Consider the following 22,892-nt stretch of genomic DNA (forward strand, 5'->3'; position numbering starts at 1 on the left):
GACCCAACGGGGGCAAGCCCCCTCGCCACAGGTTTTGTGTGCTCCCCTGCATTGAGGTATTGCCGCCCCCCTTGAGGCGGAGGTCGGACAGATGATTCTCGGATCTAATCAAGCGCCGCGCTCATCAGGTGGCGCACGACCTGGGCCTCCACAGCGCCTTCCTCTCCACCTTCACGAAAAACCGCGCAACTCGCCGTGCGGCCGCCATCGACGCAGCGGTAGACCGCAACGACGCTGCCCGGTCCAGCTCCCGTGTGACCGCTCAAGGTGAGCCCACCCTCCACAGTGCCCTGCATCAAACCAAGGCCGTAACCCGGAGCAACCCAGGGACGTCCAGCCATCGGTCCGCCCAGCGTGCGTACGGTTTGCATCTCCCGCAGCAATGCTTGCGGCAACAGATCTCCACCCAACAACCGGTCCAGGCACAGGGCCGCGTCAGCAAGCGAACCGACCAGCAAACCGTGATAGACCCAACCCGGATCGTAACTCGCGGCCGCTCCCATCTTCACGCCATCCAGATCGCCGCGCTTCGTGGCCAGGCGCACCCGCGATAAACCGAGAGGGGACAACACGCGTTGCGTCAGTGCTTCCTCAAGCGCGAGACCTGTCACGCGCTCAATGAGTCTGGCGATGTACAGGTAGCCAACGTTCGAATATCGCCAGCCGTCTCCCGGTGCATAGCGCAACCGGGCGGCATCCAGCCGCTGCAGCATTTCAGCGGCTGGCCAAGATGCCTCATGGCGAGAAACAGCGGCGTGGTAGTCAGCGAGTTCACCATAATCCGCCAACCCCGCCTCATGCCGCAGCAGTTGACGCAACGTGAAAGGACCTTCAGGCACAACATCGTCCAGACCGATCAATCCATCACGCACCAACGACAACGCCGCGGCGGCGAGCACCGTCTTGGTGAAACTCCACCACGGCACGGTTATGTCGGGCTGTTCAAGCGTGAGGAGTGAACCGTTTGAGACAAGGGCGAAATGCATGGGGTGAATGCTCTCGATGGACGCGCCGGGGAGTTTGCCAGAAAACAAAACCGCGATTGTGTTTGCGCAGCGCTTTGGCTAATCTCGCACAAACACGCAAAATCAGGCACAAACATGCAAGATCAGCATTTGGCAAATGAGCTTCCTTCCGTGCGCCGGCAAAAAATCCTTCTGATTCTTGAGCGCGACGGCAAGGTCATGGCCTCGGAATTGAGCCAGCATTTCGCCGTTTCAGAAGACACCATTCGCCGCGACCTGTCGGAGCTGCACAGCGCCGGTCTGGTGCAACGCGTGCACGGTGGGGCGCTGCCTCGTCCCAAGGACACGGGCAAGGATTTCCTCACTCGGGTGGGTGAAACCGATGAGGTGAAAGTGCACCTCGCACAACTCGCCGCGCGACACGTCCGGGACGGTCAGATCGTGATGTTCGATTCGGGAAGCACCACGCTGCAGATCGCCCGGTCCTTGCCTTCGACTATTTCCATCACGGCCATCACCACATCGCCGTTGACCGCGATCACCCTCGCGGAATACCCAGGCATCAAGGTGATTCTGGCGGGTGGGCAACTTAACCTGGCGACGATGTCGGTCAGCGGTCACGAAACCGTGCGTTTGTTGCAGGGCATCAAGGCTGACGTGCTGTTTACCGGGGTGTGTGCGATTCATCCGGAGGTCGGCATCAGCTCGCTGCATTTTGATGAGGTGCCCGTGAAGCAGGCGCTGTTCGACAGTGCCTCTCAAGTGATCGCCGTCACCACGGCCGACAAACTGGGGGCGGTGGAACCGTACATCGTCGTGCCGTGCTCACGTTTGCATACCCTGATTACCGAGCGTCACGTGGCGTCGGGCGACATCGACGACTATCGCAAGCTGGGAATCGAAGTGGTGCAAGCGCACGCCTGAGCGATCAGCCATGCCCCAGCGCAATCGCAAACGACACCACGATCAAGCACGCAAACGCAAAATTGATGTTCATGAAGCTTTCGCCCGAATTATCAGAGGTGGCGCCATCCTGAACTCGCCGCTGAAAAATAAAAAATTCGGCTTCATGATTTAAAAGATCGAAGCAATTGATAGCTGGGTCGCCCACACCTGCAAACAACCCCAAAGATCGCCGCCTCGTTTCACTCGACAGCTGCTACAAGCAACCGGTGTAGCAGCTGTCGAGTGAAACGAGGCTGCGATCTTTCGAACTTAAATCAGGTATTTGTTGAACCAGGCCACTGTCCTGTCCCACGCGAGTTTCGCCGCGGCTTCATCGTAGCGAGGCGTGGAGTCGTTATGAAAACCGTGATTGCAGCCTGCATAAATGTAGGCCTCGTAGGTCTTGCCCGACGCTTTCAACGCTTTTTCATACGCCGGCCATCCTTCATTGATGCCCTTGTCCAGTTCACCGTAATGCAGCAGCAACGGTGCCTTGATTTTCGGCACATCCTCAGCCTTTGGCTGACGGCCATAAAAGGGCACGGCCGCCGCCAGTTCCGGGTAGGCCACCGCCGCCGCATTGGAAACGCCGCCGCCATAGCAGAACCCGGTAATGCCGACTTTCCCGGTGGTCTTGTCGTTTTTCATCAGCCATTCAATCGCCGCGAAAAAGTCATTCATCAGTTTTTCCGGGTCGACAGCCGCTTGTAATTCCTTGCCTTTTTCATCGTTGCCCGGATAGCCGCCCACCGAACTCAGGCCATCGGGGGCGAGGGCGATGAACCCTGCCTTGGCAACGCGTCGGGCGACGTCCTCGATGTAAGGATTGAGCCCACGGTTTTCATGCACCACCACCACCGCCGGCACCTTGCCGGTGGCTTTGGTCGGTCGCACCAGATAGCCGCGGACATTGCCGTGGCCCTTGGGCGATGGATAGGACATGTACTCGGCGAGGATGTCCGGGTCGGTGAATTCAACCTGCTCGGCGAGCGCGTAGTTCGGGCTCAGGGCGGCGAGGAGGGCGCTGGCCGTCAGACCGCCCAACGTGAACAGCGCCGCCCGATCAAGAAACTCGCGTCGGTTGATCTTGCCGTGCGCGTAGTAGTCGTAGAGCTCAAGCAATTCCGGGGCGAAGTCTTTGGCGGTGAGACGGTCCATGGGGGCGCTTCCCGTTGGTTCAGGATCTGAATCAGTAAAGCAGTGTTTGGCGCACGGGCTCAGTTTTCGAAGCACGACGCCAGAAAAACCCATCACCGCCTGCACCGACGGGGTGTGCCGGATATCGCTGTGCACCACCAGCCAGACTTCACGCGCAAGGTCCGCACCCACAGTCTCCATCGCTTGCAAGCCGTAGTGCTCGCCCAGGAAGTATGGCAATGCCGCAACGCCGATGGTCGCCTGGATATTCAGATCATTGCTGTGCAGCAGGATCGGTCGATCGCCCACTTGTTGCTTGAGCCAGAGCTGTTGCGGAGTTTGCTCCATGGTCTGGTCGTAGGCGATGAAGGCCAGATCTTCCGGGGCTGTCTTGGCCAGATAGTCCGCCGAGCCGTACAGGTGGAACTGCACGGTCGCGACCTTGCGTGCCACCAGGTCCGGTTCCTTGGGCCGGCTCAGGCGTACGGCTATGTCGGCTTCGCGCCGCGACAATGAGGTGTGGGAAGCTGGCACCAGGTGAATAAACATCGCCGCAGAGTCTTTGTTTAAACGTCCCCAAGGTTAGCGATTTCGCTCCACGCCCTTCGGCTTTCGATTACTGGGTTGACACAGTCAACTATGACCGTGCTGCCGAAACGAAGATTGCTCAAAGCAAGCTCATTAGCGACAGCACTCGCCCGTTGAGTCGGCAGGCGCGTGAGAACATCTTTCAGATAAGCATAGGGATCATAATGCAAAGGCAGGATCGAAATAATCAGGCCGCCACCTTATTTCCTGTCACGCCATCGACTTCGGGCATGCAGATAGGCAGTCAAATCGCTGTAGCCCAATTGAGCTGCAATCTCCGTTAACGACTCTCCTTGCAACTCAAGATGCAGTTCCAGTTCTGCACGAATCTGATCGAGTAATTGTCTGAAGGTCGTGCCTTGCTCTTCCAGGCGTCTGCGTAGAGTCCTGGGCGTCTGGTGCAGCGCCTTTGCCAGATTTTCCAGGTTAGGAGTTTCACCCCTCGCCAGAGAACGTCGCGCACCTTCGGCAACCTTGGCTGACCAGCCGCTGAAATTGCGATGCGCGGCAATTCGTCGATCTAGCTCCTGAGTCAATAACTCCAACATCCCGTGATGACGGGTCTGCATCGGCAGGCTCAAGCTTTGCGCATGGAAATAGAAGCAGTTAACCGGGCAGTCAAACTCGATACGGTCTCCAAACCACTGGGTGTATTGCTTGTAATACGGCGGACGCGAATGAACGAATTTTGCCAGAATCGGCTGCACATCCTGCCCCGTTCCACGTCGCAATTGCGCGATGGACATCACGCCGTAGTGTTCGATGACATACCGCGCCAACTCTCCTGGTGCATCGACGCAAACCTCGATCCCGACGCCATTTTCATCATTCACCAACCTCACAATGTCTGTGTCCGATGCAAGCGGTGCGTACCGGGCCCAAAGGTGCATGGACGACAAAACGTCGGGGCTATACAGGCAAAGATAAGCCAGGACGTGCCAGTCCTGAGGCGTGAACAGCGCGAACAGTTTTAACCCGATAGCCGGATCAATGCGCGCCGCCTCGCGCCAAAGCTGATTCAGCTCGATCAGGCTGTAATCCGTGCTTTGTCGGGAAACCTGGCTGTCAAGGAAGCGCTCCAGCACTTGGCCCAGCTTGCCTCGATGAAAGCGCTGGGGCGGGCGATTGGCCGGTTCTAGCTCAATTCTGTCCATTTCGCGCATTGGGAAGGCTGACTCCTGAGTTTCTAATGACAAGGCATTGCCCACAAGGGCCTAAATCGAGAGTGCCATGAATATAACAATGCTCGCCAATAACCCTGCTGTGATAGTGGCCGGGATTTTCCTTGCCTTCATTTTGCTAGAGCTTGCCTGTTCCTCGTTTCGTCAGTCGTCAGGCGGCAAACGTGACGTACTTATTGAAGTCGTCGGTTCTGGAATACTGCTGGCGGTCACATTCCCTTTAGTCATGTGGCTAAGTGGCAAGATGTTAAATCAGGCTGTACCGGACATGAAGGACGCGTTGGCCGGAATTCCGTGGATTGCAGGATTTGTATTGTTCTTACTGCTGGATGACATGACCCAATATTGGTGGCACCGTCTGACTCACCGGGTTCCTGCACTTTATGCATTGCATCGTGCGCATCATTCCGCGCCTTACATGAGTGTTCGCATCGTCTATCGCAATAACAGTTTCTACTATCTTCTGATGCCCGGCATCTGGTTGTCTGGCATGCTGATTTATCTTGGGCTTGCTCCTGTTTATTATGTTTATTTGATTTTGAAAATGACCGTGATCTTCGCTGCACATAGCAGCATCGCGTGGGACGACAAACTTTATCGCATCCCCGCGTTACGCCCAATTATTTGGGTTTTGGAGCGAACCTTCTCCACACCGTCCACTCACTCTGCGCATCACGGTTTGACTGCAGAGGATGGCGTTACGCATTACAAAGGCAATTTCGGCAACCTGTTATTTCTCTGGGACGTACTGTTCGGAACCGCAAAAATTACCCGTCGGCGTCCGCCAGCCTACGGAATCGAACACTTGTCAGCGATAAGCTGGAAAGAAGAATTGTTCTGGCCAATCGTGCGCTCCCGCCGTACCGCCCCCAAGGTAGACGCTAACCAGAAGGTGGCGCGATGAGTCGTCATATCGTTTTGCTGTCTGGATCGAACAGATCAAATAGTCAATCAGTCAAGGTCGCCAGGTTTCTGCGCGATCGATTAGAGAAACTTGAGCTTTGTGACTCAAGTGAATTGATAGACCTGGCTTCTCATCGGTTACCGCTTTGGCCAGAAGAAGACACCGAGAGAGTCTGGAATGCCCAGCAATCCATCCTCCAAAGAGCAACTGCACTGATCGTGATCAGCCCTGAATGGAATGGCATGGCTTGCCCAGCCCTGAAAAACTTCTTTTTGTACGCAGGGCTCAATGAACTTGGACATAAGCCTGCGCTCTTGGTGGGCGTTTCAGCAGGGCTTGGCGGGGCATATCCAATTGCTGAGTTACGTGCATCGAGCTACAAAAATAGCCGGATCATGTATTTGCCTGAACAACTCATCATTAGAAACGTAGAGTCGATGTTAAACAGCGAAGAGCCTTCAGATGAAAATGATAGTCGCATTCGGGCACGTGCCGACTGGGCTCTGCAAATACTATGTCGATACGATGCAGCCTTACTCACCCTACGATCTGCAATCGAACACCCGCCAGAGTTCTCTGCCGGAATGTAAAGCCCCGGATGCTGAAGATCGAAAGATCGCAGCCTTCGGCAGCTCACGTTCCACCGTCGGACGGGAGTGGGCGTCAGCCTGTCTGGCCAGCAATTTGATGGGCGTTCAGGCGGCCGTTGCCGGTGGTTTGGGAATTACGGCGTTGGGAACGTCGTTTTTGCAGGAAGGGATGCGGATACTGGAACCGTCGGAAAAGTTACCGGCCTTGCCCTGCACCGAAGTGGCGGTGATTGGCGATGATGTTCGGACTCAGCACTTGGTGCAGCCGTTGATGTCGTTGCTGACGGAGGGGGTTGATGTCGGGGAGCCGTCTGACTTGAGTCGCGTGTTGCAAGCCATAACCCGGGCAACTCGCCCGGGTTATGGACCGTTTGACGTCTAGTGCCCGCCCACCACCATGCTGCTGAACGGCGCCACATACGCCTGCAACGTCACCAATCCACCGACCAGAATCGCCAGCACAATCGAGTGGAAGAACACATAACGCAGAATCTCCCCTTCATGCCCGTACCAGCGAGTCGCCGTGGACGCGACCACGATCGACTGCGCGTCGACCATTTTGCCCATGACCCCGCCGGAACTGTTGGCCGCGGCCATCAGCACCGGGCTGATCCCCAGTTGCTCGGCGGTCACTCGTTGCAAGCCGCCGAACAACACGTTGGAAGCCGTATCGGAGCCGGTCAACGCCACGCCGAGCCAGCCGAGGAGGGTGCCGAACATGGGGTAGAAAATGCCGGTCGCGGCGAAGGCCAGGCCCATGGTCGCGTCGAGGCCCGAGTAACGGGTAAGGAAACCGAGCGCGAGCATGGCCACGATCGTGATGAGTGAGTAACGCACCACCCACAGCGTTCGCAGGTATTGGCGTGCCAGTTGCGGGATGGAATAGCCCATCAGCAGGCCGCCGACGATGGCCGCCAGGAGGATGCCGCTGCCGGTGCTGGTCAACCAGGTGAACTTGTAGACCGCTTCCTCGGTTTTAGCCGTGGGCACCACAGGTGGCACCTTCTCGATCTGCTGGTGAATGGTGGTGAAAGTCACGACCGGGGCGAAGATCGGGTTGGCTTCGCGCATCGGTTTACCTTGTGGATCGAGCTTGGCCGAGTTGGTGGCCGGATCGATCGCCGGACGGGTATCGAACATGTTTTTGAAGCTTTGGGTGCCCCAGGCGAACACGAAGACCGTGAGGATGATCCACGGCATCCACGCGCGCATCACCGCCGGTTTGGCGTCGCTGGCGAAGGCCCCGCTGGCCTCGGGTTTTTGCTGATGCTCCTCGTCGATCTTCGAGTTGTCGACGCGCCCGGACAGGGCGGCGGAGGTGTGGATCGTGGCCGGTTTCCAGACCTTGAGGAAACCGGTCAGGCATGCCATGGAGATCAGCGCGGCGATCACGTCCACCAGCATCGGCCCGTGGTAGTTGGACACCAGGAACTGCGGCACGGCGAAACTGACCCCGGCCACCAGAATGGCCGGCCAGATTTCCAGCATCTTGCGCCAGCCGGCAAAAGCCCAGATCAACCAGAACGGTACGAGCACCGAGAAGAACGGCAATTGTCGGCCGACCATCATCGACAGCTCCATTTCATCCAGGCCGGTGACCTTGGCCAGCGTGATGATGGGCGTACCCAGCGCGCCGAACGCCACCGGTGCGGTGTTGGCGATCAACGCCAGGCCGGAGGCGGCCAGCGGCGAGAAGCCCAGCCCGATCAGAATCGCCCCGGTCACCGCCACTGGCGTGCCGAACCCGGCAGCCCCTTCGAAGAAGGCGCCGAAGCAGAAGGCAATCAGCAGCAGTTGCAGGCGTCGATCGTCGGTGATACGCGCCAGGGAATCCTGCAGCACTTTGAATGAGCCGTTTTCGGTGGTCAGCCGGTGCAGGAAGATGATGTTGAGCACAATCCAGCCAATCGGCAGCAAGCCGTTGGCGGCGCCGTAAAGTGCCGCCGAGCCGGCCATGTTCGCGGGCATGCCGAAGGCGAAGATGGCGATCAATAGTGCCGAGCCAAGGGCCAGCAGGGCCGCCAGATGCGCCTTGATATGGAAAAACGCCAGGGATGCCAGCATCACCACCACGGGCACTGCCGCCATGAGGGTTGAGAGCACCGGGTTACCAAAGGGATCGTAGATTTGCTGCCAGACCATGTTCCACCTCTGCTTTTTATTGTTGGTAGTGCAGGCCCCGGGCGGGGTTGGTGGCATGGAGTATAGGTGGCATTACGCCGCTGTCCTGTGAGGTTCATTTCCGATAACGCCGAGCGTCGGCGTCCAGCGTTTATCCCGGCCGAACTTCTACTACGCTCAGAAAGAATGACTGCAAACCCTGTCCATTCACCACGAGAGGGAGACAGCGATGACTGAACGCCATGAGGAACACAAGGAAACGCTTTCCAACGGATGCAGGATCGAGGTGAAAGCCGAAATATTGAAAGACGGCTCCCTGAAGATGTTCATCGGAGTCTACCGGCCGGACGGCTCGGTCATTGAAGAGGACAATCGCCCGTCCCCCCATATGCTGGACATGGAGGCGGCGTTGGAATGGGCAATCGAAAAAGCCAAAGACATCGGTAACCAACAACATACGTTGTAAGAGCGGTGAACCACCGCTCTTGCCACCGCCGTTATTGCGTACCGAACATGGCGGTCCAATAAATCCCGGCGTCACTCTTTGGATCAACCGCATAGGCCGCGCCCAGTTCGCGGAACTTCGGGTTCATCAGGTTGGCGCAATGCCCGGCGCTGGCCAGCCAGCCATCGACGACCTTGCGCGGGGTGTCTTGCCCGGCAGCGATGTTCTCGCCGATCTCCTGAAAGTTGTAACCCGCCAGTTCCGCGCGGTCACCCGGCGTGCGGCCGTCGCGGTCCTTGTGGTCGAAGAAATTGTTATTGGCCATCGACCGGGAATGTTCCTGGGCCGCAGTCGCCAGCGTTGCGTTCCAGGCCAGCGGCGTGGTTGCGGCGAACGGTTGACCGCCGCACTGGCGCGGCTGGGTGCGGGCGGCGTTGAGCATTTCCAGGAGCTTCTGGCCTTCAACCGCGGCGTCGCCCAGGCGTGCGGTCAATAGGGGGCGCGCGAGCACAATGCGCCAGTCGCGTCCCTCGTGGCTGACACCGACGTCGACGAACTGCGAGTCCAGCACCACTTGGCAGAAACTCTCCTTGATCGCCGTGATGGCGGACTGCGCATCACGCGGCCCGGACAAGGTGATCGCCTGCACGTTGACCATCGGGTACGACGCCCGGGCCATGGCTTGCTGCAAGTCGACGGGCCCGCTGGCCGATAAAACCAGACGCTGATCGCTCGTCAGCGGTGGCAATTCCTGTGACGCCTGACCGGCACACTTTTGCGCCTGGCTGCGGTAAGCGTTGATCGACTCGACCAGTTGCGTTTCTTCGGTGGCCACGGCAGTGGCGGCGAATACCAACCCCAGCGGCAACACGGCAAAACGCACAGCGGATGACAGGACGCGCATGGAATTCTCCCTTGAATTGACTGCGCCCATGATGCGCGATTCCACCCCATGCCGCGCAATGCCTTTTTGTGCTTTGTTGCCAGCGTTTGACATGATTTGGCTACTACACTGAAGCCAAGTCGCCAGACGGGCGCTTCCCTCGACGCCACACAGAGTGTCTCCATCATGTCCTTCAAATGGTCCGTTGTGATTCTTGTGGTTACCCTTGTCGCAGGCCAGGTTATTGCCGACGACCAGCAGCAGAAAAAAGAAGTGGCTGAAGACAAGGCCCAAGTGCTTGAGCACAAGGCCGCTGAGAAGGGCGGCGATCTGCCCGTACCGAAATCCGAGGCGATCACTCAGTCCGAAGTCCAGGCCGTCGACCCGGCCGGCAAGTCCCCGCTGGACGATGCGATTACCTGCATGGCACGCTCCATCTATTGGGAAGCCAAAGGCAAAAACACGGCCGACATGGAAGCGGTCGCCAACGTGGTTATGAACCGCCTCGGCCACGAAGGTTTCCCCGACACGGTGTGCGCGGTGGTCAAGCAAGGTTCCGAAACCAAGAGCTGCCAGTTTTCGTGGTGGTGCGATGGGAAATCGGACACGGTCCAGGAAGAAACCCAATATGCCCTCGCCAAGGAAATCGCGCGCAAGGCGTTGAACAAGCAGCTGCCCGACCGCACCGGCGGCGCGATGTATTTCCATGACCGCACGGTGAAACCGGACTGGGCCAGGTCGTACACCAAAACCTTTGAGACCAAGATGTTCCGGTTTTACAAACCGCATGATGGGTCGGCGAAGTAGGCCGACAGCCATCTGCTTTTTTGATCTACGGCTGATTCCATTTTGGAGGGCGTGGGGTTTTACTACGATGGCTTGAAACCCGTCATGCCACGTAATCGGACAGCCGCCATGCACACCATCGGACTCATCGTTTACCCCGGCTTCCAGGTGCTGGGCCTCGCCATGTGCGCCACCTTCGAGTTGGCCAACATGGCAGCCGACGAGCCGGTGTACAGCATCGCGTTACTTTCCGAGCACGGCGGCACGGTGAAAACCTCTGCCGGATTCGGCGTGGAAACCAGCGCATTCGACCAGCGGATGTTCGATACGCTGCTGGTGATGGGCGACAACCTGATCCGCCCGACATCACCGGGCATGGTCGAGTTTTTGCGCAATGCCAGCCTGACCACTCGACGTCTGGGTTCTATCTGCACCGGCGCGATTGCGCTGGCGGAGGCCGGTTTGCTGGATGGTCGGCGGGCGACGACTCACTGGTGTCATGCGCCGGCCTTGCAGCGGGCGTATCCGAAAGTGAAGGTCGAAGAAGACCGCATCTTCATCAACGACGGCCACATCTGGACTGCTGCGGGCATGAGCGCTTGCGTCGACCTGGCTTTGGCCCTGGTGGAAAAGGATTTGGGCGCGGACGTCGCCCGTCGGGTGGCCCGGCAACTGGTGGTGTATCACCGACGGTCGGGAGGGCAGTCGCAGTTTTCCGTGATGCTCGAACTGGAGCCCAAGACCGACCGCATCCAGGCCGCGCTGACCTACGCCAAACACAACCTCAAATCAGCGTTGTCGGTCGAAGAACTGGCCAACGCCGCCCATCTCAGCCCACGGCAGTTCAGTCGGGTGTTCCAGGCTGAAACTGGCCAATCCCCGGCCAAAGCCATCGAAAACCTGCGGGTGGAAGCGGCCCGGCTGATGATGGAAACCGGCCGGCACTCGATTGATGTGGTGGCCACCGACACCGGTTTTGGCGATCGCGAGCGCATGCGTCGGGCGTTTATCCGTGCGTTCGGGCAGCCGCCGCAGGCGATCCAGCGCGCCCATCGTGCGTGACGTTAGTTGTGTCCTAAAAGGTGGTGTATTCGGCATTTGAGACAAAATATGATTGCCGTAATCTAGATCTCATCGAAGTCCAACCCTCAATGAGATCACCGCCATGACCCTCGTCAAAGCCGCCGCCGTACAAATCAGCCCGGTGCTCTACAGCCGCGAAGGCACCGTCAATAAAGTCGTACAGAAGATTCTGGAGCTCGGCGACCAAGGCGTTCAGTTCGCCGTGTTCCCGGAAACCATCGTGCCGTACTACCCGTACTTTTCCTTCGTGCAGTCGCCGTTCGAAATGGGCGCCGAGCACCTCAAACTGCTGGATCAGGCCGTCACGGTGCCTTCGGACGCCACCGATACCATCGGCGCCGCGGCCAAACAAGCCGGCATGGTCGTGTCGATCGGCGTCAATGAACGTGACGGCGGCACGCTGTACAACGCGCAGTTGCTGTTCGACGCCGATGGCACGCTGATCCAGCATCGCCGCAAAATCTCCCCGACTTACCACGAACGGATGATCTGGGGCATGGGCGATGGCTCTGGCCTGCGCGCCACCGACAGTTCGGTCGGGCGCATCGGTCAACTGGCGTGCTGGGAGCATTACAACCCGCTGGCCCGTTACGCCTTGATGGCCGACGGCGAACAGATTCACGCCTCGATGTACCCGGGGTCGTTTGCGGGACCTCTGTTCACGTCGCAAATGGAAGTCAACATCCGTCAGCATGCCCTCGAATCGGCATGCTTCGTGGTCAACTCCACGGCGTGGCTCAACCCTGAGCAGCAGGCACAAATCATGGCCGACACCGGCTGCCCGATCGGCCCGATTTCCGGTGGTTGCTTCACGGCGATCATCAGCCCGGATGGCGTGGTACTGGGTTCCCTGCAGGAAGGCGAGGGCGAGGTGATCGTCGACCTCGACATGAGCCTGATCGACAAGCGCAAACGCATGATGGATTCCCGAGGCCACTACAGCCGCCCGGAATTACTCAGCCTGCTGATCGACCGTACGCCGGCAGCCCATGTGCATGAGCGTGGTGCTCATCCGCAGGTGGCGGTGATTGATTCTGTGGAAGAGATCAGCCGCTGATTGGCTTGAGACCGCGCCGCCCCCTTCGCGGGCAAGCCTCGCTCCTACAGGTCATACGCCACATCAAAATGGGCGCATGACCTGTAGGAGCGAGGCTTGCCCGCGAAGAGGCCATCACAGGCGCAACAAAAAAAGGGACTTGTCTTTACAGTTCCTGCCCCAAAAAGATCAACGTATTGCCATGGGCCTCAGCCGCGGCACGCTGGTTGTAACTGTCGCGGTGCGAGCAGTTGAAACCATGCTCGGCCTCCGGATACACGACAATTTCCACGTTGTCGTTATTCTCGAAACGCTCGGCGATTTTCTCCACGGCTTCCAGGGAAATGTGGCTGTCCTGCTCACCGAAGTGCATCAGCAACGGCACCTCGATTTCATCGGCGCGGTCCAGATAATTCTGGATGCCGCCGCCGTAGTAGGCGATGGCCACATCCACCAGGCCATTGGTGGCGGTCAAGTAGGACAGCAAGCCGCCAAAGCAGTAACCGATGGACGCGATCCCGCCTTCCAGGCCAGGTTGCGCATCCAGCGCGTCGATGGCCAGTTTGATGTCGGCCTGTGCCTTGTCGATGTCGGTGGCGTTCATCAGTTCGACGGCGCGTTTCCAGCCGGCTTCGTCGTAAGTCAGCTCGATACGGTGGCCGTTGCGCCAGAACAGGTCCGGCGCGATCACCAGGTAACCATCGGCGGCGTATTGCTCCGCGACCGATCGGATGTGTTCATTCACGCCGAAGATCTCCTGGATCAACACGATCCCCGGGCCTTTGCGGGTATGCGGAATCGCCAGGTAAGCGCCGAAGGTGCCTTCGTCGCTGTCGATCTCGATCCATTGGGTGGTCACGCTCATGGTGGCTCCTGTCTACGCAAGTGAGAGGGGAAAGCTTATTGCGGTGGTGTGGCCTGAAAGCTCGGCAATGCCTGAACCCGTTTCCACCAGTCATCGAAGCCATTAACGGCAAACACCTGCGGTGCATCCGGGGTCATTGCCATGTAAGCACAAGCCGGTGCCAGGTAAAAGTCACCGAGGCTCGGATCCTGGCCGGCGACGAAGGGGTCGGAGCCTTTGATTTTCATCAATTCACGCAGGACCATTTTCGAGGTCTCGATGCCTTTGCGACGGGATTCTTCGTTCTTTCCGCCGATAAAGTCGGGGAACAAGTGATAGCCGAACACCGAGCCTAGTGCACCGTAGCCATAAGAATCGTAAATTCCCATGACCATATGTGTGCGGGCACGGTCGTGGGCATTGTCGGGCGTCAGGGAAGGGCCCGGCAGGACTTCGTCCAGATAGGCCACGATCGCGTCGGTTTCGATGATCCGGAAACCGTCGTGATCGATGACCGGCACCTTGCCGAATGGATGGCGCGCCAGGTGTTCGGGCAGGTGCGGTTCGCCTTTCATCACATTGACCTGCAACTGGTCGAAATCCGCACCTTTTTCCGCAAGCAGCATCTTCACTGTGCGCACATACGTACTGCCGTCAAAACCGTAGAGAGTGAGGCTCATGGCGAATGCTCCGTGTTTATGGGAGTGGAGGACGCGCCGGGCTCTGGTCGGTCAACGGTTATGGCGACGCCAGAAGAATCGAGCCAACAGTGCATCCAGGCTGAGCTTGCCGGCACCCGAGAGCAACAGTGGCATAAGGGCGGCGAGGTAGATCAGCGGCAGTTTGAAGTTGCCGTGGCCCTTATTGCTGATGGAGTAACCCTGGGCAAGCTCACTCAATGTAGACCAATCGGCCGGCCAGTGAACGGCGGCGGTCGCGACGATGGTGACAACAATCAGAATGATGGCCGATACCCGTGTTCCGAGGCCGACCAGGATGGCCAGGGCGCAGATCAGTTCAGCCCACATCGACAGTTCCCAGTTCAGCGTGGCCGGCACGTGGTTGAACGGAAACGGGAAGGCGTCCTGGATGTCGGCGAACCAGTTCTCGCCGTTCCATTTTTCCAGGCCCGACTCGAAAAATTCCCAGGCAATGAACAGCCGCAGCGTCAAAGGCGCGAGCCAGCTGCCGGCACGGTCGAGGTTCAGGTGCAGGCCTTTGACGGCCGATGAAATTGAGGTGTTCATGAGCTTGATCTCCGTTCAGTCAGGTGTGCGGGGCAGCAATGGCCCCGCGGCAATGAATTACTCGCCGGAACCGCACTTGCCTTCACCGCATTTGCCTTCAGCGGGTTTTTCCGCGGAGTCGGCCTGGGCCTGGCTGTAGCCGTGGGCCAGTTGCTTCATGCTGAACGCTTCGGATTCGGAAGCCGAAACCACGTTGGACAAGGCCAGGCCGCCGGCAATGATCAGGCCGAGGGTCAGGGAAGAAGTCGAGAGTTTGAACATGGTGATACTCCGTAGCGTTGAGTGAGTTGAGTGCTTTGATCGGCTTGGCCAATCGACAGGCACAGTTCATCAAGCGGGTGTATCTGCGATGTGTCGTTGGTGCGGGGTTTTATGGATGGGGTGTGTCGCAGGCGGGTCTGTACACACTGCGATACATAGCTACTAAAACCTCGAGCTGATGCCCCCCCCTGTGGGAGCTAGCCTGCTAGCGATAGCTGACGGTCAGTCGACATTGATGGTGTCTGACACACCGCTATCGCGAGCAGGCTCGCTCCCACAGGGGGCATGGGTGATTTTGAGATTGTGGTCGGTCAATCTGTGGCCTGGCGCCAGCCAACAGCGTCTAGCCTCCGTGTCCCCGCAATCCCTCGGGGCGAGACTTCGGAACCCGGCATGCAAGCGCTGTTGAACGAGATCCTTGACGCTGTCCGGCCGCTGATCGGTCAGGGCAAGGTGGCTGACTACATTCCCGCCCTCGGCACGGTGCCGGCCAATCAGTTGGGCATTGCCGTGTATGGCAACGACGGCGAGCTGTATTGCGCGGGCGATGCCGACACGCCGTTCTCGGTGCAGAGTATTTCCAAGGTGTTCAGCCTGGTGCAGGCCATCGATCACTCCGGCGAAGCGATCTGGGAACGCCTCGGTCACGAACCCTCCGGTCAACCGTTCAACTCGCTGGTGCAGCTGGAATTCGAGCGCGGCCGCCCGCGCAATCCGTTCATCAACGCCGGTGCCCTGGTGATCTGCGACATCAACCAGTCACGCTTCGCCGCACCGGCGTTGTCGATGCGCGACTTTGTCCGTCGGCTGTCCGGCAACCCGCAGGTCATGGTGGACGGCAAGGTCGCCGAATCCGAATACCAGCACCGCGCGCGCAACGCGGCCATGGCGTACCTGATGCAATCCTTCGGCAACTTTCACAACGACGTCGAGGCCGTGCTGCGCAGCTACTTCAGCCATTGCGCGGTGCGCATGAACTGCGTGGACCTGGCCCGGGCGTTCTGCTTCCTGGCCAACGACGGGTTCTGCAAACACAGCGGCGAACAGATCCTCACCGCGCGCCAGACCCAGCAGGTCAACTCAATCATGGCCACCAGCGGGCTGTACGACGAAGCCGGCAACTTTGCTTATCGCGTCGGCTTGCCGGGCAAGAGCGGCGTCGGCGGCGGGATTGTCGCGGTGGTGCCGGGGCAGTTCACGGTGTGCGTCTGGTCACCGGAATTGAACGCCGCTGGCAACTCGCTGGCCGGCATGGCGGCACTGGAGTTGTTGAGCCAGCGGATTGGCTGGTCGGTGTTCTAAGGCATAGGGGCTGGCGCGGTTAATGACGTTCCGTGGATTTTCCTATACATTTTCCAGCCGCCCCCTGCATGGTGAAACCGCTTCATGTCTCTTGCGCTCGAACGTCTAGTCGCTGGCACGCCGATCCCTTTTGCCGGTAATCGTGTCACTGTCGTCAGCCCCGAACTGGCCGAGCGCTTTCAGCCCGGGGACCACCTGCTGGTGGAGCAGGTCAGCGGCGAGTTGTTGCTGATTCCGGTGGCTGACCAGCAAGCGGCGGCCGTCGCCATCGAGCGCGCCGAAGCAGCATTCACCGCACTGTCCAGCGTCTCGGATCAGGCGATCAGCGCGTTCTTCGATCTCTTCGCTCAGCGCTTGGAAAACCCGGATTGCTGGGCCTTGATCGAGGCCGCCAACCTGGCTGACATCGAACGCGCCAAGGCCCGCGGACGTTCCACCACGCGCTTGCTGGCCGACGAACGCATGCGCCGTGACATGATCGCCGGCCTGCGGGCCTGGCGCGATGCGTCGGCGACTCGCGGCAAGGTCATCAGTTGCGTCGAGCACGACGGCTGGAAGGTCGAGCAAGTGGTGTCGCCGCTGGGCATCGTCGCGTTTGTGTTCGAAGGCCGACCGAATGTGTTCGCCGACGCCGCTGGTGTGTTGCGCACCGGCAACACCGCCGTGCTGCGTATTGGCAGCGATGCGCTGGGCACCGCTCAGGCCATCGTCACTCACGCACTGAACCCGGCCCTCAGCGACGCCGGTTTGCCGACCGGCGCGGTGTCCTTGGTGGAAAGCGTCAATCACGCCGCCGGTTGGGCGATGTTTGCCGACCGCCGTTTATCGCTGGCCGTGGCCCGGGGTTCGGGCCGTGCGGTCAGCCAACTGGGCAGCATCGCCCAGCAGGCCGGCACCGCGGTCAGCCTGCACGGCACCGGTGGCGCCTGGCTGATTGCTGATAAAGACGCTGACGCCCAGCGCTTCGCCGCCGTGGTGCGCAATTCTCTGGACCGCAAGGTCTGCAACACCCTGAACGTCTGCCTGATCCAGCGCGACCGTGCCGCAGAACTGGTGCCGTTGTTCCTCGACGCACTGCAACAGGCCGGCACCGCTCGGGGCCAGGGCTGCAAGTTGCACATCGTCGAGGGCAGCGAGTCGTGGCTGCCGACTGAATGGCAAACCGGCAGCGTCGAGGTGTACCGCGCCGAAGGCTACCAGACCGAAGCGCTGACCGAACCGTTGCCAGAAGATCAGTTGGGCCGCGAGTGGGAGTGGGAAGAAACCCCGGAAGTCAGCCTGAAAATCGTTGATGACCTGGACAGCGCCATCGCCTTGTTCAATCGCTACAGCCCGCAGTTCACCGTGTCGCTGATCAGTGAAGAGGGCGCGGCGCATGAGCGTTTCTACAATGCGGTCAACGCACCTTTTGTCGGCAACGGGATTACTCGCTGGGTCGATGGGCAGTACGCGCTGAACAAGCCGGAACTGGGGCTTTCGAACTGGGAGAGCGGTCGCCTGTTCGCCCGCAGCGCGATTCTTTCGGGAGATGGCGTGTTCACTATCCGTAGCCGCATGACCCAGACGGATCTGTCGGTCAAACGCTGAGCATTCCGGGCGCAGGCAACGATCGCACTATAATTAAGGGTGTGTTTGCGTCTGTGTTCTGAGTGAGGGCTGCGTCATGAAACTTCATTCTTTTCGGAATTACTCCCACGATCTGGAAACGGTCGTCCACGACACATGGATTACCACCAAGGTGAAATCTGCCCTGACCAGGGCCGAGCCGGCCCTTGGCATGAATATCCATGTCAAAACCCATGCGGGCACGGTCTCACTGAGCGGTCGCGTCAACACGCACCGCCAGTGTGAGCAGGTGGTTGCACTGGCCCGGTCGGTGCCGGGTGTCGTCGAAATCGACGCCCGGGACTTGCTGACCCACGTGTTCACGCCTGGCAGTCATCCAGTTCCCCCCAACGCCGAAGAAACTACCGAGCGTCGGCCTTCATCGGAAGACCAGGACGACCACTGATCAGGGCAACCGTGTGAATGCGGCGCTCCCGTGAACCGGGAGCGCCGCGATGCGGGCATTTCAGTTCAAGCAACAATGGATTGCGTTTTCTGGGTGTTCTCTCATGTAAGGCAAAGGCCGACTATCGGCCGATCCCTGAGAGGTGTACCCGATGAAACGCGTCCTCATGTTGTTGGCCAACGGTGTTGAACCGCTGGAAATGGCGGCTTTTACCGATGTGCTCGGTTGGGCCAATCTGCTTGGCGACCAACCCGTGGAATTGATCAATGCCGGCCTGCGGCCGCAGATCGTGACGACCTTCGGGCTGTCCCTCAACCCGGCTCATTTGTTGAGGGACCTTGACCTGGACAGCTTCGATGCCTTGGCATTGCCCGGAGGTTTCGAACCGTCGGGCTTTTATGAAGAAGCCTTGAGTGAGCCGTTTCTGGAGGCCATCCGGCACTTTGTCGCGGCCGGTAAAACCGTCGCCAGTGTCTGCGTGTCTTCGGTGTGCCTGGGCGTTGCCGGGGTGCTGAAAGGCAAAGACGCCACGACCTATCACCAGGTGGGTGGCAAGCGCAAAAACCAGCTGGTGGAAAGCGGTGCGCGTTTTGTCGACTGGCCTGTTGTAGTCGATGGCCGCATCATCACCTCAAGCGGTCCCGGCACGGCAACGGAAGTCGCCTTCGTGCTGCTGGAACAGCTGAGCAGCCCCGCGAACGCCGCGCATATCCGGCAGAAAATGCGATTCCCGACGCCGTCTCGCCAATGGTATGAAACGCCGCAAGTGCCTTGATCTGGCCCGTACATCCGACGACCCGCCACAGGCCGTTTTAGCGAACTACGCTTGAACGCCTGAGCCACAAAAGCCATCACGGGCTTTCGGGCGAAAGACACCTGTTTACGAAGGCGTAGAGGTCGTCATGAATCAGTCGCAGGAGCAGGGCGCGTCACCTTGGCACGCGGGCGAACGGCAGTTGCAGGAAAGCGTCGGTGTGGCCGAGCGCATGGAGGTGTTCGGGCGCAAGGTGGTGCGCGATTACCTGCCCGAGCAGCATCAATTGTTCTACGCGCACCTGCCTTATTTACTGGTGGGCGCCGTCGATGAACACGGCGTGCCATGGGCGACCCTGATTGAAGGGCCGCCCGGATTTGCGCATTCGCCTGATCCCCGTCAGTTGTTACTCGACCGCCTGCCCGCCGAAGGCGATCCCGTCAGGCCCGCGCTCAAGGCGGGTGCCTCGGTGGGGCTACTCGGTATCGACCTGAAAACCCGCCGACGCAACCGAATGAATGGTCGCATCAGCACCGCCACCCAAGACGGTTTTGCCGTGGCCGTCGAACACGCCTTCGGCAATTGCCCGCAATACATTCAACTGCGCGCCGTCGACCCCGGGTCAGTGGGCCGCGCTTCGTCTGCTGTGGCGGTCGAGCGATTGGATGAGCTCGACGAAGCCGCCCGGGCGACCATCGGCAACGCCGATACCTTTTTCCTTACCAGCTACGTAGACCTTGATGGCGACCCGACAAAACGTTCGGTGGATGTCTCGCACCGTGGCGGCAATGCCGGCTTCGTGCGGGTCGAGGGCAACGTGCTGACGATCCCCGATTTCGCCGGCAACCTGCATTTCAATACCCTGGGCAATCTGCTGCTTAATCCGCAGGTGGGCCTGCTGTTTGTCGACTTCGAATCCGGTGATGTGCTGCAAGTCGCGGGGCGCACCGAGATCATCCTGGAAGGCCCGGAAATAGCAGCGTTCCAGGGCGCCGAACGGCTCTGGCGAATGACTGTGGAACACGTCGTGCGTCGCGCCGGTGTGCTGTCGCTGCGCTGGCAATTCGAAGGGTTCTCGCCCAACAGCCTGATGACCGGCAGTTGGCAGCAGGCCGAAGGGCGTTTGCAGGCCGATGCCCTGCGCGATCAATGGCGGTTGCTGCGCGTGACCCGCATCGTTGAAGAAAGCACCCGTATCCGTTCGTTCTATCTGGAGCCGACCGACGATGCGGGCTTGCCGCGCTTCGAGGCCGGGCAGCATTTGCCCGTGCGCTTTTGCCTGGCGGAGGGGCAGGCGCCTTTGGTGCGCACGTACAGTCTGTCGAGCGCACCGTCGGACAGCTTTTTCCGGATCAGCGTCAAGCGTGAAGGCCTGATTTCATCGCATCTGCACGAGCGTGTCCGCGAGGGCGATCTCATTGAAGCCCGCGCGCCACAGGGCCGGTTCACGGTGAAAGCGGATGAGCGTCGACCGCTGGTGCTGCTGGCCGCCGGCGTCGGCGTGACGCCCTTGTTGTCGATGCTGCGCGAAGTGATCTACGAAGGCGAACGCATCCGCCGCACTCGACCGACCTGGTTTATTCAAAGTGCCCGCAGCCTCGCCGAACTCGCGTTTCGCGATGAGCTGTACGAACTGGCCACTCGTGCCAAGGACTCGGTGCGAGCGCTGCGCCTGCTCAGCCAACCCGAGGATCATGCCCGTGAAGGTGAGGATTTCGAGGTGGCGGGGCGCGTTGACATCGAGTTGCTCAAGGCGTTACTGCCGCTGGACGATTACGATTTCTACCTGTGCGGCCCCGGTGCATTTACCCAGGGAATTTACGACAGCTTGCGGGCCTTGCGCATTGGCGACGAGCGCATTCATGCGGAGACGTTCGGGCCTTCCACGTTGGTCCGTCTGCGCGACCAACTCAGCCCGGCCCCGGCACAGGTGCCGGCAGCGGACAGCCCGGTGAAAGTGGTGTTTTCCGGGTCGGCGAAGGAGGCGCGGTGGGAGCCGGGTGGCGGGAGTTTGCTGGAACTGGCTGAAAGCCGTGGCTTGAATCCGGACTTCAGTTGCCGTGGAGGTTCGTGCGGGACGTGCCGCACCCGGTTACTCAGCGGGCAGGTGCATTATCTGAACATACCCGCCGAGCTGCCGGCGCCAGGGGAAGTGCTGATCTGCTGCGCGGTGCCGGCCAAGGGTGATGAGCCCTTGGTGCTAGAGATCTAACGCGGCCACCCATCAAGCAGCTTCGACCGCTTTGCCATACACGGCGCAGGTGGTCGGGTGATCGGCGAGCGACACAAACGCGCGGCTGCCGGCCTCCAGGGCGTCGATCGAACCGGTCTCGATGTCGTAGACCCAGCCATGCAGGTTCAGCTGACCTTTTTCCTGGGCCAGGCGCACGCTCGGGTGCGTCTGGATGTTGGCCAGTTGCGCGATGACGTTCTCCCGGACCATCGAACTCACCTTCGCCGCGTCATCGGCGTGAGGGCGGGATTCGTTGATGACCTTGGCGGATTCGGCGTGTTGCAACCAGCCGCTGACGGCGGGCAGGTGATCCATGCATGTGCACTTGGCGATGGCGGTCATGGCGCCGCAGTCCGAGTGGCCGCAGATCACGATGTCCGTCACGCCCAGTACTGCGACTGCGTATTCGACCGTGGCCGAGACACCGCCCGGATGCGGGCTGTAGGAGGGCACGATGTTGCCGGCATTGCGGATCACAAACAATTCGCCGGGTTCTTGCTGGGTCAGCAGTTCCGGGACCACGCGGCTGTCGGAACAGGTGATGAACAACGTGCCGGGATGCTGGGTGGTGGCCAGGTGTTTGAACAGGTCGGTGCGTTGCGGGAACGCTTCGTTCTGGAACTTCAAGAAACCTTCGATGAGCGCTTTCATGGTGACGTCCTCATAAGTGATGAACAGTGGCTACTCAGTTCGAGCAACCGGTGCCGAATTCGCTGTATTGCAGAATGTGAGTCGCGCCTTTGGAGTCGAGGTAAGTCATCTCCACCGGAACCACGCCGCAGACATCAGCGGCCGGGGTGATTGCGACGACGTGGGCGATGTCCAGGTTCATGCCGTATTGGTAGGCAACGGCGGCGTCCTGGGCTTGAGCCTGGGCCGATACGCCCGCTATCAACGAAAGAACCAGCAGCATTTTTTTCATGGGGCATCCTCCAGACGAATGTGGTGGCTGACAAAGTGTTTGGGGTGTCGGGTCTGGCCCGCACCGGAGTGCGGACCGGTATCAACTCAGAAAGGACGCAGTGGCAGGAACTTGCCGTCGAGGGTGATGACTGCGCGGTGGCCGCCTTCCGGGTCTTCGACTTTCTTCATGTCGAGCTTGAAGTTGATCGCGCTGATGATGCCGTCGCCGAACTGCTCATGAACCAGGGCTTTGAGCGTGGTGCCGTAGATCTGGATCATTTCATAGAAGCGGTAGATGGTCGGGTCGGTCGGCACGCCGGAGAGGCTGCCGCGCAGTGGAATGATTTGCAGGCGGGCCACGGCGTCGGCGTCCAGGTCGAGTTTTTCGCCGACCACTTTGGCGGCGGATTCCGGCAGCGGGTGCTGGCCGAGCAGGGCTGCGGTGACGTAGGCCAGGCTCAGGCCGGTGCCCTCGGCCATGTCTTCGAATGACAGGTTTTTGCGAGCTTTGGCGTCCAGAATTTTGGCGGTCAGTTCGAGGTTGGTGTCGTTATAAGCGTGGGACTGTTGCACGGTGCTTCTCCTATCGGCGTTGTGTTGCTTGGGTGTGAAGCAATCTTCTGCCGATTGATCCATAGCGTCCAAGACCGATATACAATGCTTTGCATAAGTC

Annotated in this window: 26 protein-coding genes and 3 pseudogenes; 13 read left to right on the forward strand and 16 right to left on the reverse strand. The window is 59.7% G+C overall.

The features are described 5' to 3' along the window. Positions 1 to 104: 104 nt before the first annotated feature. Complete coding sequence (locus DJ564_RS12925) at positions 105 to 986, reverse strand: serine hydrolase (RefSeq protein ID WP_109629739.1); 882 nt, start codon at positions 984 to 986, stop codon at positions 105 to 107. A 114-nt stretch (positions 987 to 1,100) separates the two neighbouring features. Here DJ564_RS12925 and DJ564_RS12930 point away from each other — a divergent pair, with 114 nt between their 5' ends. Next, complete coding sequence (locus DJ564_RS12930; protein ID WP_109629742.1) at positions 1,101 to 1,889, forward strand: DeoR/GlpR family DNA-binding transcription regulator; 789 nt, start codon at positions 1,101 to 1,103, stop codon at positions 1,887 to 1,889. 4 nt (positions 1,890 to 1,893) lie between these two features. On the opposite strand, the gene DJ564_RS31990 is transcribed toward DJ564_RS12930, so the two are convergent. The 6 genes and pseudogenes from DJ564_RS31990 to DJ564_RS12945 all read right to left on the reverse strand — a co-directional run bounded on the left by DJ564_RS31990 (position 1,894) and on the right by DJ564_RS12945 (position 4,798). Further along, positions 1,894 to 2,094 carry a hypothetical protein gene (locus DJ564_RS31990; RefSeq protein WP_162556148.1) on the reverse strand — a complete coding sequence of 67 codons (201 nt, stop codon included), beginning with the start codon at positions 2,092 to 2,094 and terminating at the stop codon, positions 1,894 to 1,896. 86 nt (positions 2,095 to 2,180) lie between these two features. Beyond that, on the reverse strand, positions 2,181 to 3,068 hold the full coding sequence (gene yghX / locus DJ564_RS32245; RefSeq protein ID WP_218277782.1) for a YghX family hydrolase: 888 nt from the start codon (positions 3,066 to 3,068) through the stop codon (positions 2,181 to 2,183). Positions 3,069 to 3,212: 144 nt separating this feature from the next. Next, positions 3,213 to 3,596 (reverse strand): annotated as a pseudogene (locus DJ564_RS32250) (LysR substrate-binding domain-containing protein); the annotation flags it as partial. Positions 3,597 to 3,631: 35 nt separating this feature from the next. Next, positions 3,632 to 3,736 (reverse strand): annotated as a pseudogene (locus DJ564_RS32385) (kinase); the annotation flags it as partial. Continuing rightward, positions 3,722 to 3,799, reverse strand: a pseudogene (locus DJ564_RS32780) (transposase domain-containing protein); the annotation flags it as partial. The pseudogenes DJ564_RS32780 and DJ564_RS32385, both read right to left, overlap by 15 nt. A 36-nt stretch (positions 3,800 to 3,835) precedes the next feature. Further along, positions 3,836 to 4,798, reverse strand: coding sequence for an AraC family transcriptional regulator ligand-binding domain-containing protein (locus DJ564_RS12945; protein ID WP_109629748.1), 963 nt, complete (start codon positions 4,796 to 4,798; stop codon positions 3,836 to 3,838). 67 nt (positions 4,799 to 4,865) lie between these two features. Here DJ564_RS12945 and DJ564_RS12950 point away from each other — a divergent pair, with 67 nt between their 5' ends. From DJ564_RS12950 to DJ564_RS12960, 3 genes are all read left to right on the forward strand, one after another. Further along, complete coding sequence (locus DJ564_RS12950; protein WP_109629751.1) at positions 4,866 to 5,720, forward strand: sterol desaturase family protein; 855 nt, start codon at positions 4,866 to 4,868, stop codon at positions 5,718 to 5,720. After that, complete coding sequence (locus DJ564_RS12955) at positions 5,717 to 6,310, forward strand: NADPH-dependent FMN reductase (protein ID WP_109629754.1); 594 nt, start codon at positions 5,717 to 5,719, stop codon at positions 6,308 to 6,310. The genes DJ564_RS12950 and DJ564_RS12955 overlap by 4 nt, the downstream gene beginning before the upstream one ends. A gap of 97 nt (positions 6,311 to 6,407) precedes the next feature. Next, positions 6,408 to 6,692 carry a hypothetical protein gene (locus tag DJ564_RS12960; RefSeq protein ID WP_178082296.1) on the forward strand — a complete coding sequence of 95 codons (285 nt, stop codon included), beginning with the start codon at positions 6,408 to 6,410 and terminating at the stop codon, positions 6,690 to 6,692. Here the strand turns inward: DJ564_RS12960 and DJ564_RS12965 are convergent. After that, complete coding sequence (locus DJ564_RS12965; RefSeq protein ID WP_109629757.1) at positions 6,689 to 8,452, reverse strand: L-lactate permease; 1,764 nt, start codon at positions 8,450 to 8,452, stop codon at positions 6,689 to 6,691. The genes DJ564_RS12960 and DJ564_RS12965 overlap by 4 nt on opposite strands. Before the next feature lie 208 nt (positions 8,453 to 8,660). Between DJ564_RS12965 and DJ564_RS12970 the strand changes: the two genes are divergently transcribed. Beyond that, the gene (locus tag DJ564_RS12970; RefSeq protein WP_109629760.1) at positions 8,661 to 8,897 is read left to right on the forward strand and encodes a hypothetical protein; all 237 of its coding nucleotides are present in this window, start codon (positions 8,661 to 8,663) and stop codon (positions 8,895 to 8,897) included. Positions 8,898 to 8,928: 31 nt separating this feature from the next. Here the strand turns inward: DJ564_RS12970 and DJ564_RS12975 are convergent, their stop codons facing one another. Then, positions 8,929 to 9,780, reverse strand: coding sequence for a CAP domain-containing protein (locus tag DJ564_RS12975; protein ID WP_109629762.1), 852 nt, complete (start codon positions 9,778 to 9,780; stop codon positions 8,929 to 8,931). Positions 9,781 to 9,945: 165 nt separating this feature from the next. Between DJ564_RS12975 and DJ564_RS12980 the strand changes: the two genes are divergently transcribed. The 3 genes from DJ564_RS12980 to DJ564_RS12990 all read left to right on the forward strand — a co-directional run bounded on the left by DJ564_RS12980 (position 9,946) and on the right by DJ564_RS12990 (position 12,685). After that, on the forward strand, positions 9,946 to 10,566 hold the full coding sequence (locus DJ564_RS12980; RefSeq protein ID WP_109629765.1) for a cell wall hydrolase: 621 nt from the start codon (positions 9,946 to 9,948) through the stop codon (positions 10,564 to 10,566). A 108-nt stretch (positions 10,567 to 10,674) separates the two neighbouring features. Further along, positions 10,675 to 11,607, forward strand: coding sequence for a GlxA family transcriptional regulator (locus DJ564_RS12985; RefSeq protein ID WP_109629768.1), 933 nt, complete (start codon positions 10,675 to 10,677; stop codon positions 11,605 to 11,607). A gap of 103 nt (positions 11,608 to 11,710) precedes the next feature. Then, complete coding sequence (locus tag DJ564_RS12990; protein WP_109629771.1) at positions 11,711 to 12,685, forward strand: nitrilase-related carbon-nitrogen hydrolase; 975 nt, start codon at positions 11,711 to 11,713, stop codon at positions 12,683 to 12,685. A 145-nt stretch (positions 12,686 to 12,830) separates the two neighbouring features. Here the strand turns inward: DJ564_RS12990 and DJ564_RS12995 are convergent, their stop codons facing one another. From DJ564_RS12995 to DJ564_RS13010, 4 genes are read right to left on the reverse strand one after another with little or no spacing between them, the layout of a single operon-like run. Continuing rightward, positions 12,831 to 13,529 (reverse strand): dienelactone hydrolase family protein, encoded by a 699-nt coding sequence (locus DJ564_RS12995; protein WP_109629774.1) that lies wholly within the window; start codon positions 13,527 to 13,529, stop codon positions 12,831 to 12,833. Positions 13,530 to 13,564: 35 nt separating this feature from the next. Then, complete coding sequence (locus DJ564_RS13000) at positions 13,565 to 14,188, reverse strand: glutathione S-transferase family protein (RefSeq protein WP_109629777.1); 624 nt, start codon at positions 14,186 to 14,188, stop codon at positions 13,565 to 13,567. A gap of 51 nt (positions 14,189 to 14,239) precedes the next feature. Continuing rightward, positions 14,240 to 14,755: a DoxX family protein gene (locus tag DJ564_RS13005; RefSeq protein WP_109629779.1), complete on the reverse strand. Its 516-nt coding sequence runs from the start codon at positions 14,753 to 14,755 to the stop codon at positions 14,240 to 14,242. A 57-nt stretch (positions 14,756 to 14,812) separates the two neighbouring features. Next, positions 14,813 to 15,016 carry a hypothetical protein gene (locus tag DJ564_RS13010; protein WP_109629782.1) on the reverse strand — a complete coding sequence of 68 codons (204 nt, stop codon included), beginning with the start codon at positions 15,014 to 15,016 and terminating at the stop codon, positions 14,813 to 14,815. Between the two features lie 393 nt (positions 15,017 to 15,409). Between DJ564_RS13010 and glsB the strand changes: the two genes are divergently transcribed. From glsB to DJ564_RS13040, 5 genes are all read left to right on the forward strand, one after another. Then, positions 15,410 to 16,318 carry a glutaminase B gene (glsB, locus tag DJ564_RS13020; RefSeq protein WP_010459549.1) on the forward strand — a complete coding sequence of 303 codons (909 nt, stop codon included), beginning with the start codon at positions 15,410 to 15,412 and terminating at the stop codon, positions 16,316 to 16,318. Positions 16,319 to 16,402: 84 nt separating this feature from the next. Further along, positions 16,403 to 17,905 carry an aldehyde dehydrogenase family protein gene (locus tag DJ564_RS13025; RefSeq protein WP_109629785.1) on the forward strand — a complete coding sequence of 501 codons (1,503 nt, stop codon included), beginning with the start codon at positions 16,403 to 16,405 and terminating at the stop codon, positions 17,903 to 17,905. 76 nt (positions 17,906 to 17,981) lie between these two features. Beyond that, on the forward strand, positions 17,982 to 18,329 hold the full coding sequence (locus tag DJ564_RS13030) for a BON domain-containing protein (protein WP_109629788.1): 348 nt from the start codon (positions 17,982 to 17,984) through the stop codon (positions 18,327 to 18,329). A gap of 151 nt (positions 18,330 to 18,480) precedes the next feature. Further along, entirely contained in the window at positions 18,481 to 19,104 is a 624-nt protein-coding gene (locus DJ564_RS13035) for a DJ-1/PfpI family protein (protein ID WP_109629791.1), read from the forward strand. Positions 19,105 to 19,231: 127 nt separating this feature from the next. Then, positions 19,232 to 21,295, forward strand: a complete 2,064-nt coding sequence (locus DJ564_RS13040; protein ID WP_109629794.1) for a pyridoxamine 5'-phosphate oxidase family protein — start codon at positions 19,232 to 19,234, stop codon at positions 21,293 to 21,295. A gap of 12 nt (positions 21,296 to 21,307) precedes the next feature. Here DJ564_RS13040 and DJ564_RS13045 read toward each other — a convergent pair whose 3' ends face one another. From DJ564_RS13045 to cynS, 3 genes are all read right to left on the reverse strand, one after another. Continuing rightward, complete coding sequence (locus DJ564_RS13045) at positions 21,308 to 21,967, reverse strand: carbonic anhydrase (protein ID WP_109629797.1); 660 nt, start codon at positions 21,965 to 21,967, stop codon at positions 21,308 to 21,310. A 34-nt stretch (positions 21,968 to 22,001) separates the two neighbouring features. After that, entirely contained in the window at positions 22,002 to 22,238 is a 237-nt protein-coding gene (locus DJ564_RS13050) for a DUF2790 domain-containing protein (RefSeq protein ID WP_109629800.1), read from the reverse strand. Positions 22,239 to 22,324: 86 nt separating this feature from the next. Continuing rightward, positions 22,325 to 22,792, reverse strand: a complete 468-nt coding sequence (cynS, locus tag DJ564_RS13055; protein WP_109629803.1) for a cyanase — start codon at positions 22,790 to 22,792, stop codon at positions 22,325 to 22,327. Between the last annotated feature and the right edge of the window lie 100 nt (positions 22,793 to 22,892).

It is taken from the genome of Pseudomonas sp. 31-12 (assembly GCF_003151075.1).
Lineage (GTDB): Bacteria > Pseudomonadota > Gammaproteobacteria > Pseudomonadales > Pseudomonadaceae > Aquipseudomonas.

Excerpts from the sequence above, each read along its gene's own strand:
- DJ564_RS12925 (WP_109629739.1), bottom strand. The coding sequence starts at position 986 with ATGCATTTCGCCCTTGTCTCAAACGGTTCACTCCTCACGCTTGAACAG.
- DJ564_RS12930 (WP_109629742.1), top strand. The coding sequence starts at position 1,101 with ATGCAAGATCAGCATTTGGCAAATGAGCTTCCTTCCGTGCGCCGGCAA.
- yghX (WP_218277782.1), bottom strand. The coding sequence starts at position 3,068 with ATGGACCGTCTCACCGCCAAAGACTTCGCCCCGGAATTGCTTGAGCTC.
- DJ564_RS12945 (WP_109629748.1), bottom strand. The coding sequence starts at position 4,798 with ATGCGCGAAATGGACAGAATTGAGCTAGAACCGGCCAATCGCCCGCCC.
- DJ564_RS12950 (WP_109629751.1), top strand. The coding sequence starts at position 4,866 with ATGAATATAACAATGCTCGCCAATAACCCTGCTGTGATAGTGGCCGGG.
- DJ564_RS12955 (WP_109629754.1), top strand. The coding sequence starts at position 5,717 with ATGAGTCGTCATATCGTTTTGCTGTCTGGATCGAACAGATCAAATAGT.
- DJ564_RS12960 (WP_178082296.1), top strand. The coding sequence starts at position 6,408 with ATGGGCGTTCAGGCGGCCGTTGCCGGTGGTTTGGGAATTACGGCGTTG.
- DJ564_RS12965 (WP_109629757.1), bottom strand. The coding sequence starts at position 8,452 with ATGGTCTGGCAGCAAATCTACGATCCCTTTGGTAACCCGGTGCTCTCA.
- DJ564_RS12970 (WP_109629760.1), top strand. The coding sequence starts at position 8,661 with ATGACTGAACGCCATGAGGAACACAAGGAAACGCTTTCCAACGGATGC.
- DJ564_RS12975 (WP_109629762.1), bottom strand. The coding sequence starts at position 9,780 with ATGCGCGTCCTGTCATCCGCTGTGCGTTTTGCCGTGTTGCCGCTGGGG.
- DJ564_RS12980 (WP_109629765.1), top strand. The coding sequence starts at position 9,946 with ATGTCCTTCAAATGGTCCGTTGTGATTCTTGTGGTTACCCTTGTCGCA.
- DJ564_RS12985 (WP_109629768.1), top strand. The coding sequence starts at position 10,675 with ATGCACACCATCGGACTCATCGTTTACCCCGGCTTCCAGGTGCTGGGC.
- DJ564_RS12990 (WP_109629771.1), top strand. The coding sequence starts at position 11,711 with ATGACCCTCGTCAAAGCCGCCGCCGTACAAATCAGCCCGGTGCTCTAC.
- DJ564_RS12995 (WP_109629774.1), bottom strand. The coding sequence starts at position 13,529 with ATGAGCGTGACCACCCAATGGATCGAGATCGACAGCGACGAAGGCACC.
- DJ564_RS13000 (WP_109629777.1), bottom strand. The coding sequence starts at position 14,188 with ATGAGCCTCACTCTCTACGGTTTTGACGGCAGTACGTATGTGCGCACA.
- DJ564_RS13005 (WP_109629779.1), bottom strand. The coding sequence starts at position 14,755 with ATGAACACCTCAATTTCATCGGCCGTCAAAGGCCTGCACCTGAACCTC.
- DJ564_RS13010 (WP_109629782.1), bottom strand. The coding sequence starts at position 15,016 with ATGTTCAAACTCTCGACTTCTTCCCTGACCCTCGGCCTGATCATTGCC.
- glsB (WP_010459549.1), top strand. The coding sequence starts at position 15,410 with ATGCAAGCGCTGTTGAACGAGATCCTTGACGCTGTCCGGCCGCTGATC.
- DJ564_RS13025 (WP_109629785.1), top strand. The coding sequence starts at position 16,403 with ATGTCTCTTGCGCTCGAACGTCTAGTCGCTGGCACGCCGATCCCTTTT.
- DJ564_RS13030 (WP_109629788.1), top strand. The coding sequence starts at position 17,982 with ATGAAACTTCATTCTTTTCGGAATTACTCCCACGATCTGGAAACGGTC.
- DJ564_RS13035 (WP_109629791.1), top strand. The coding sequence starts at position 18,481 with ATGAAACGCGTCCTCATGTTGTTGGCCAACGGTGTTGAACCGCTGGAA.
- DJ564_RS13040 (WP_109629794.1), top strand. The coding sequence starts at position 19,232 with ATGAATCAGTCGCAGGAGCAGGGCGCGTCACCTTGGCACGCGGGCGAA.
- DJ564_RS13045 (WP_109629797.1), bottom strand. The coding sequence starts at position 21,967 with ATGAAAGCGCTCATCGAAGGTTTCTTGAAGTTCCAGAACGAAGCGTTC.
- DJ564_RS13050 (WP_109629800.1), bottom strand. The coding sequence starts at position 22,238 with ATGAAAAAAATGCTGCTGGTTCTTTCGTTGATAGCGGGCGTATCGGCC.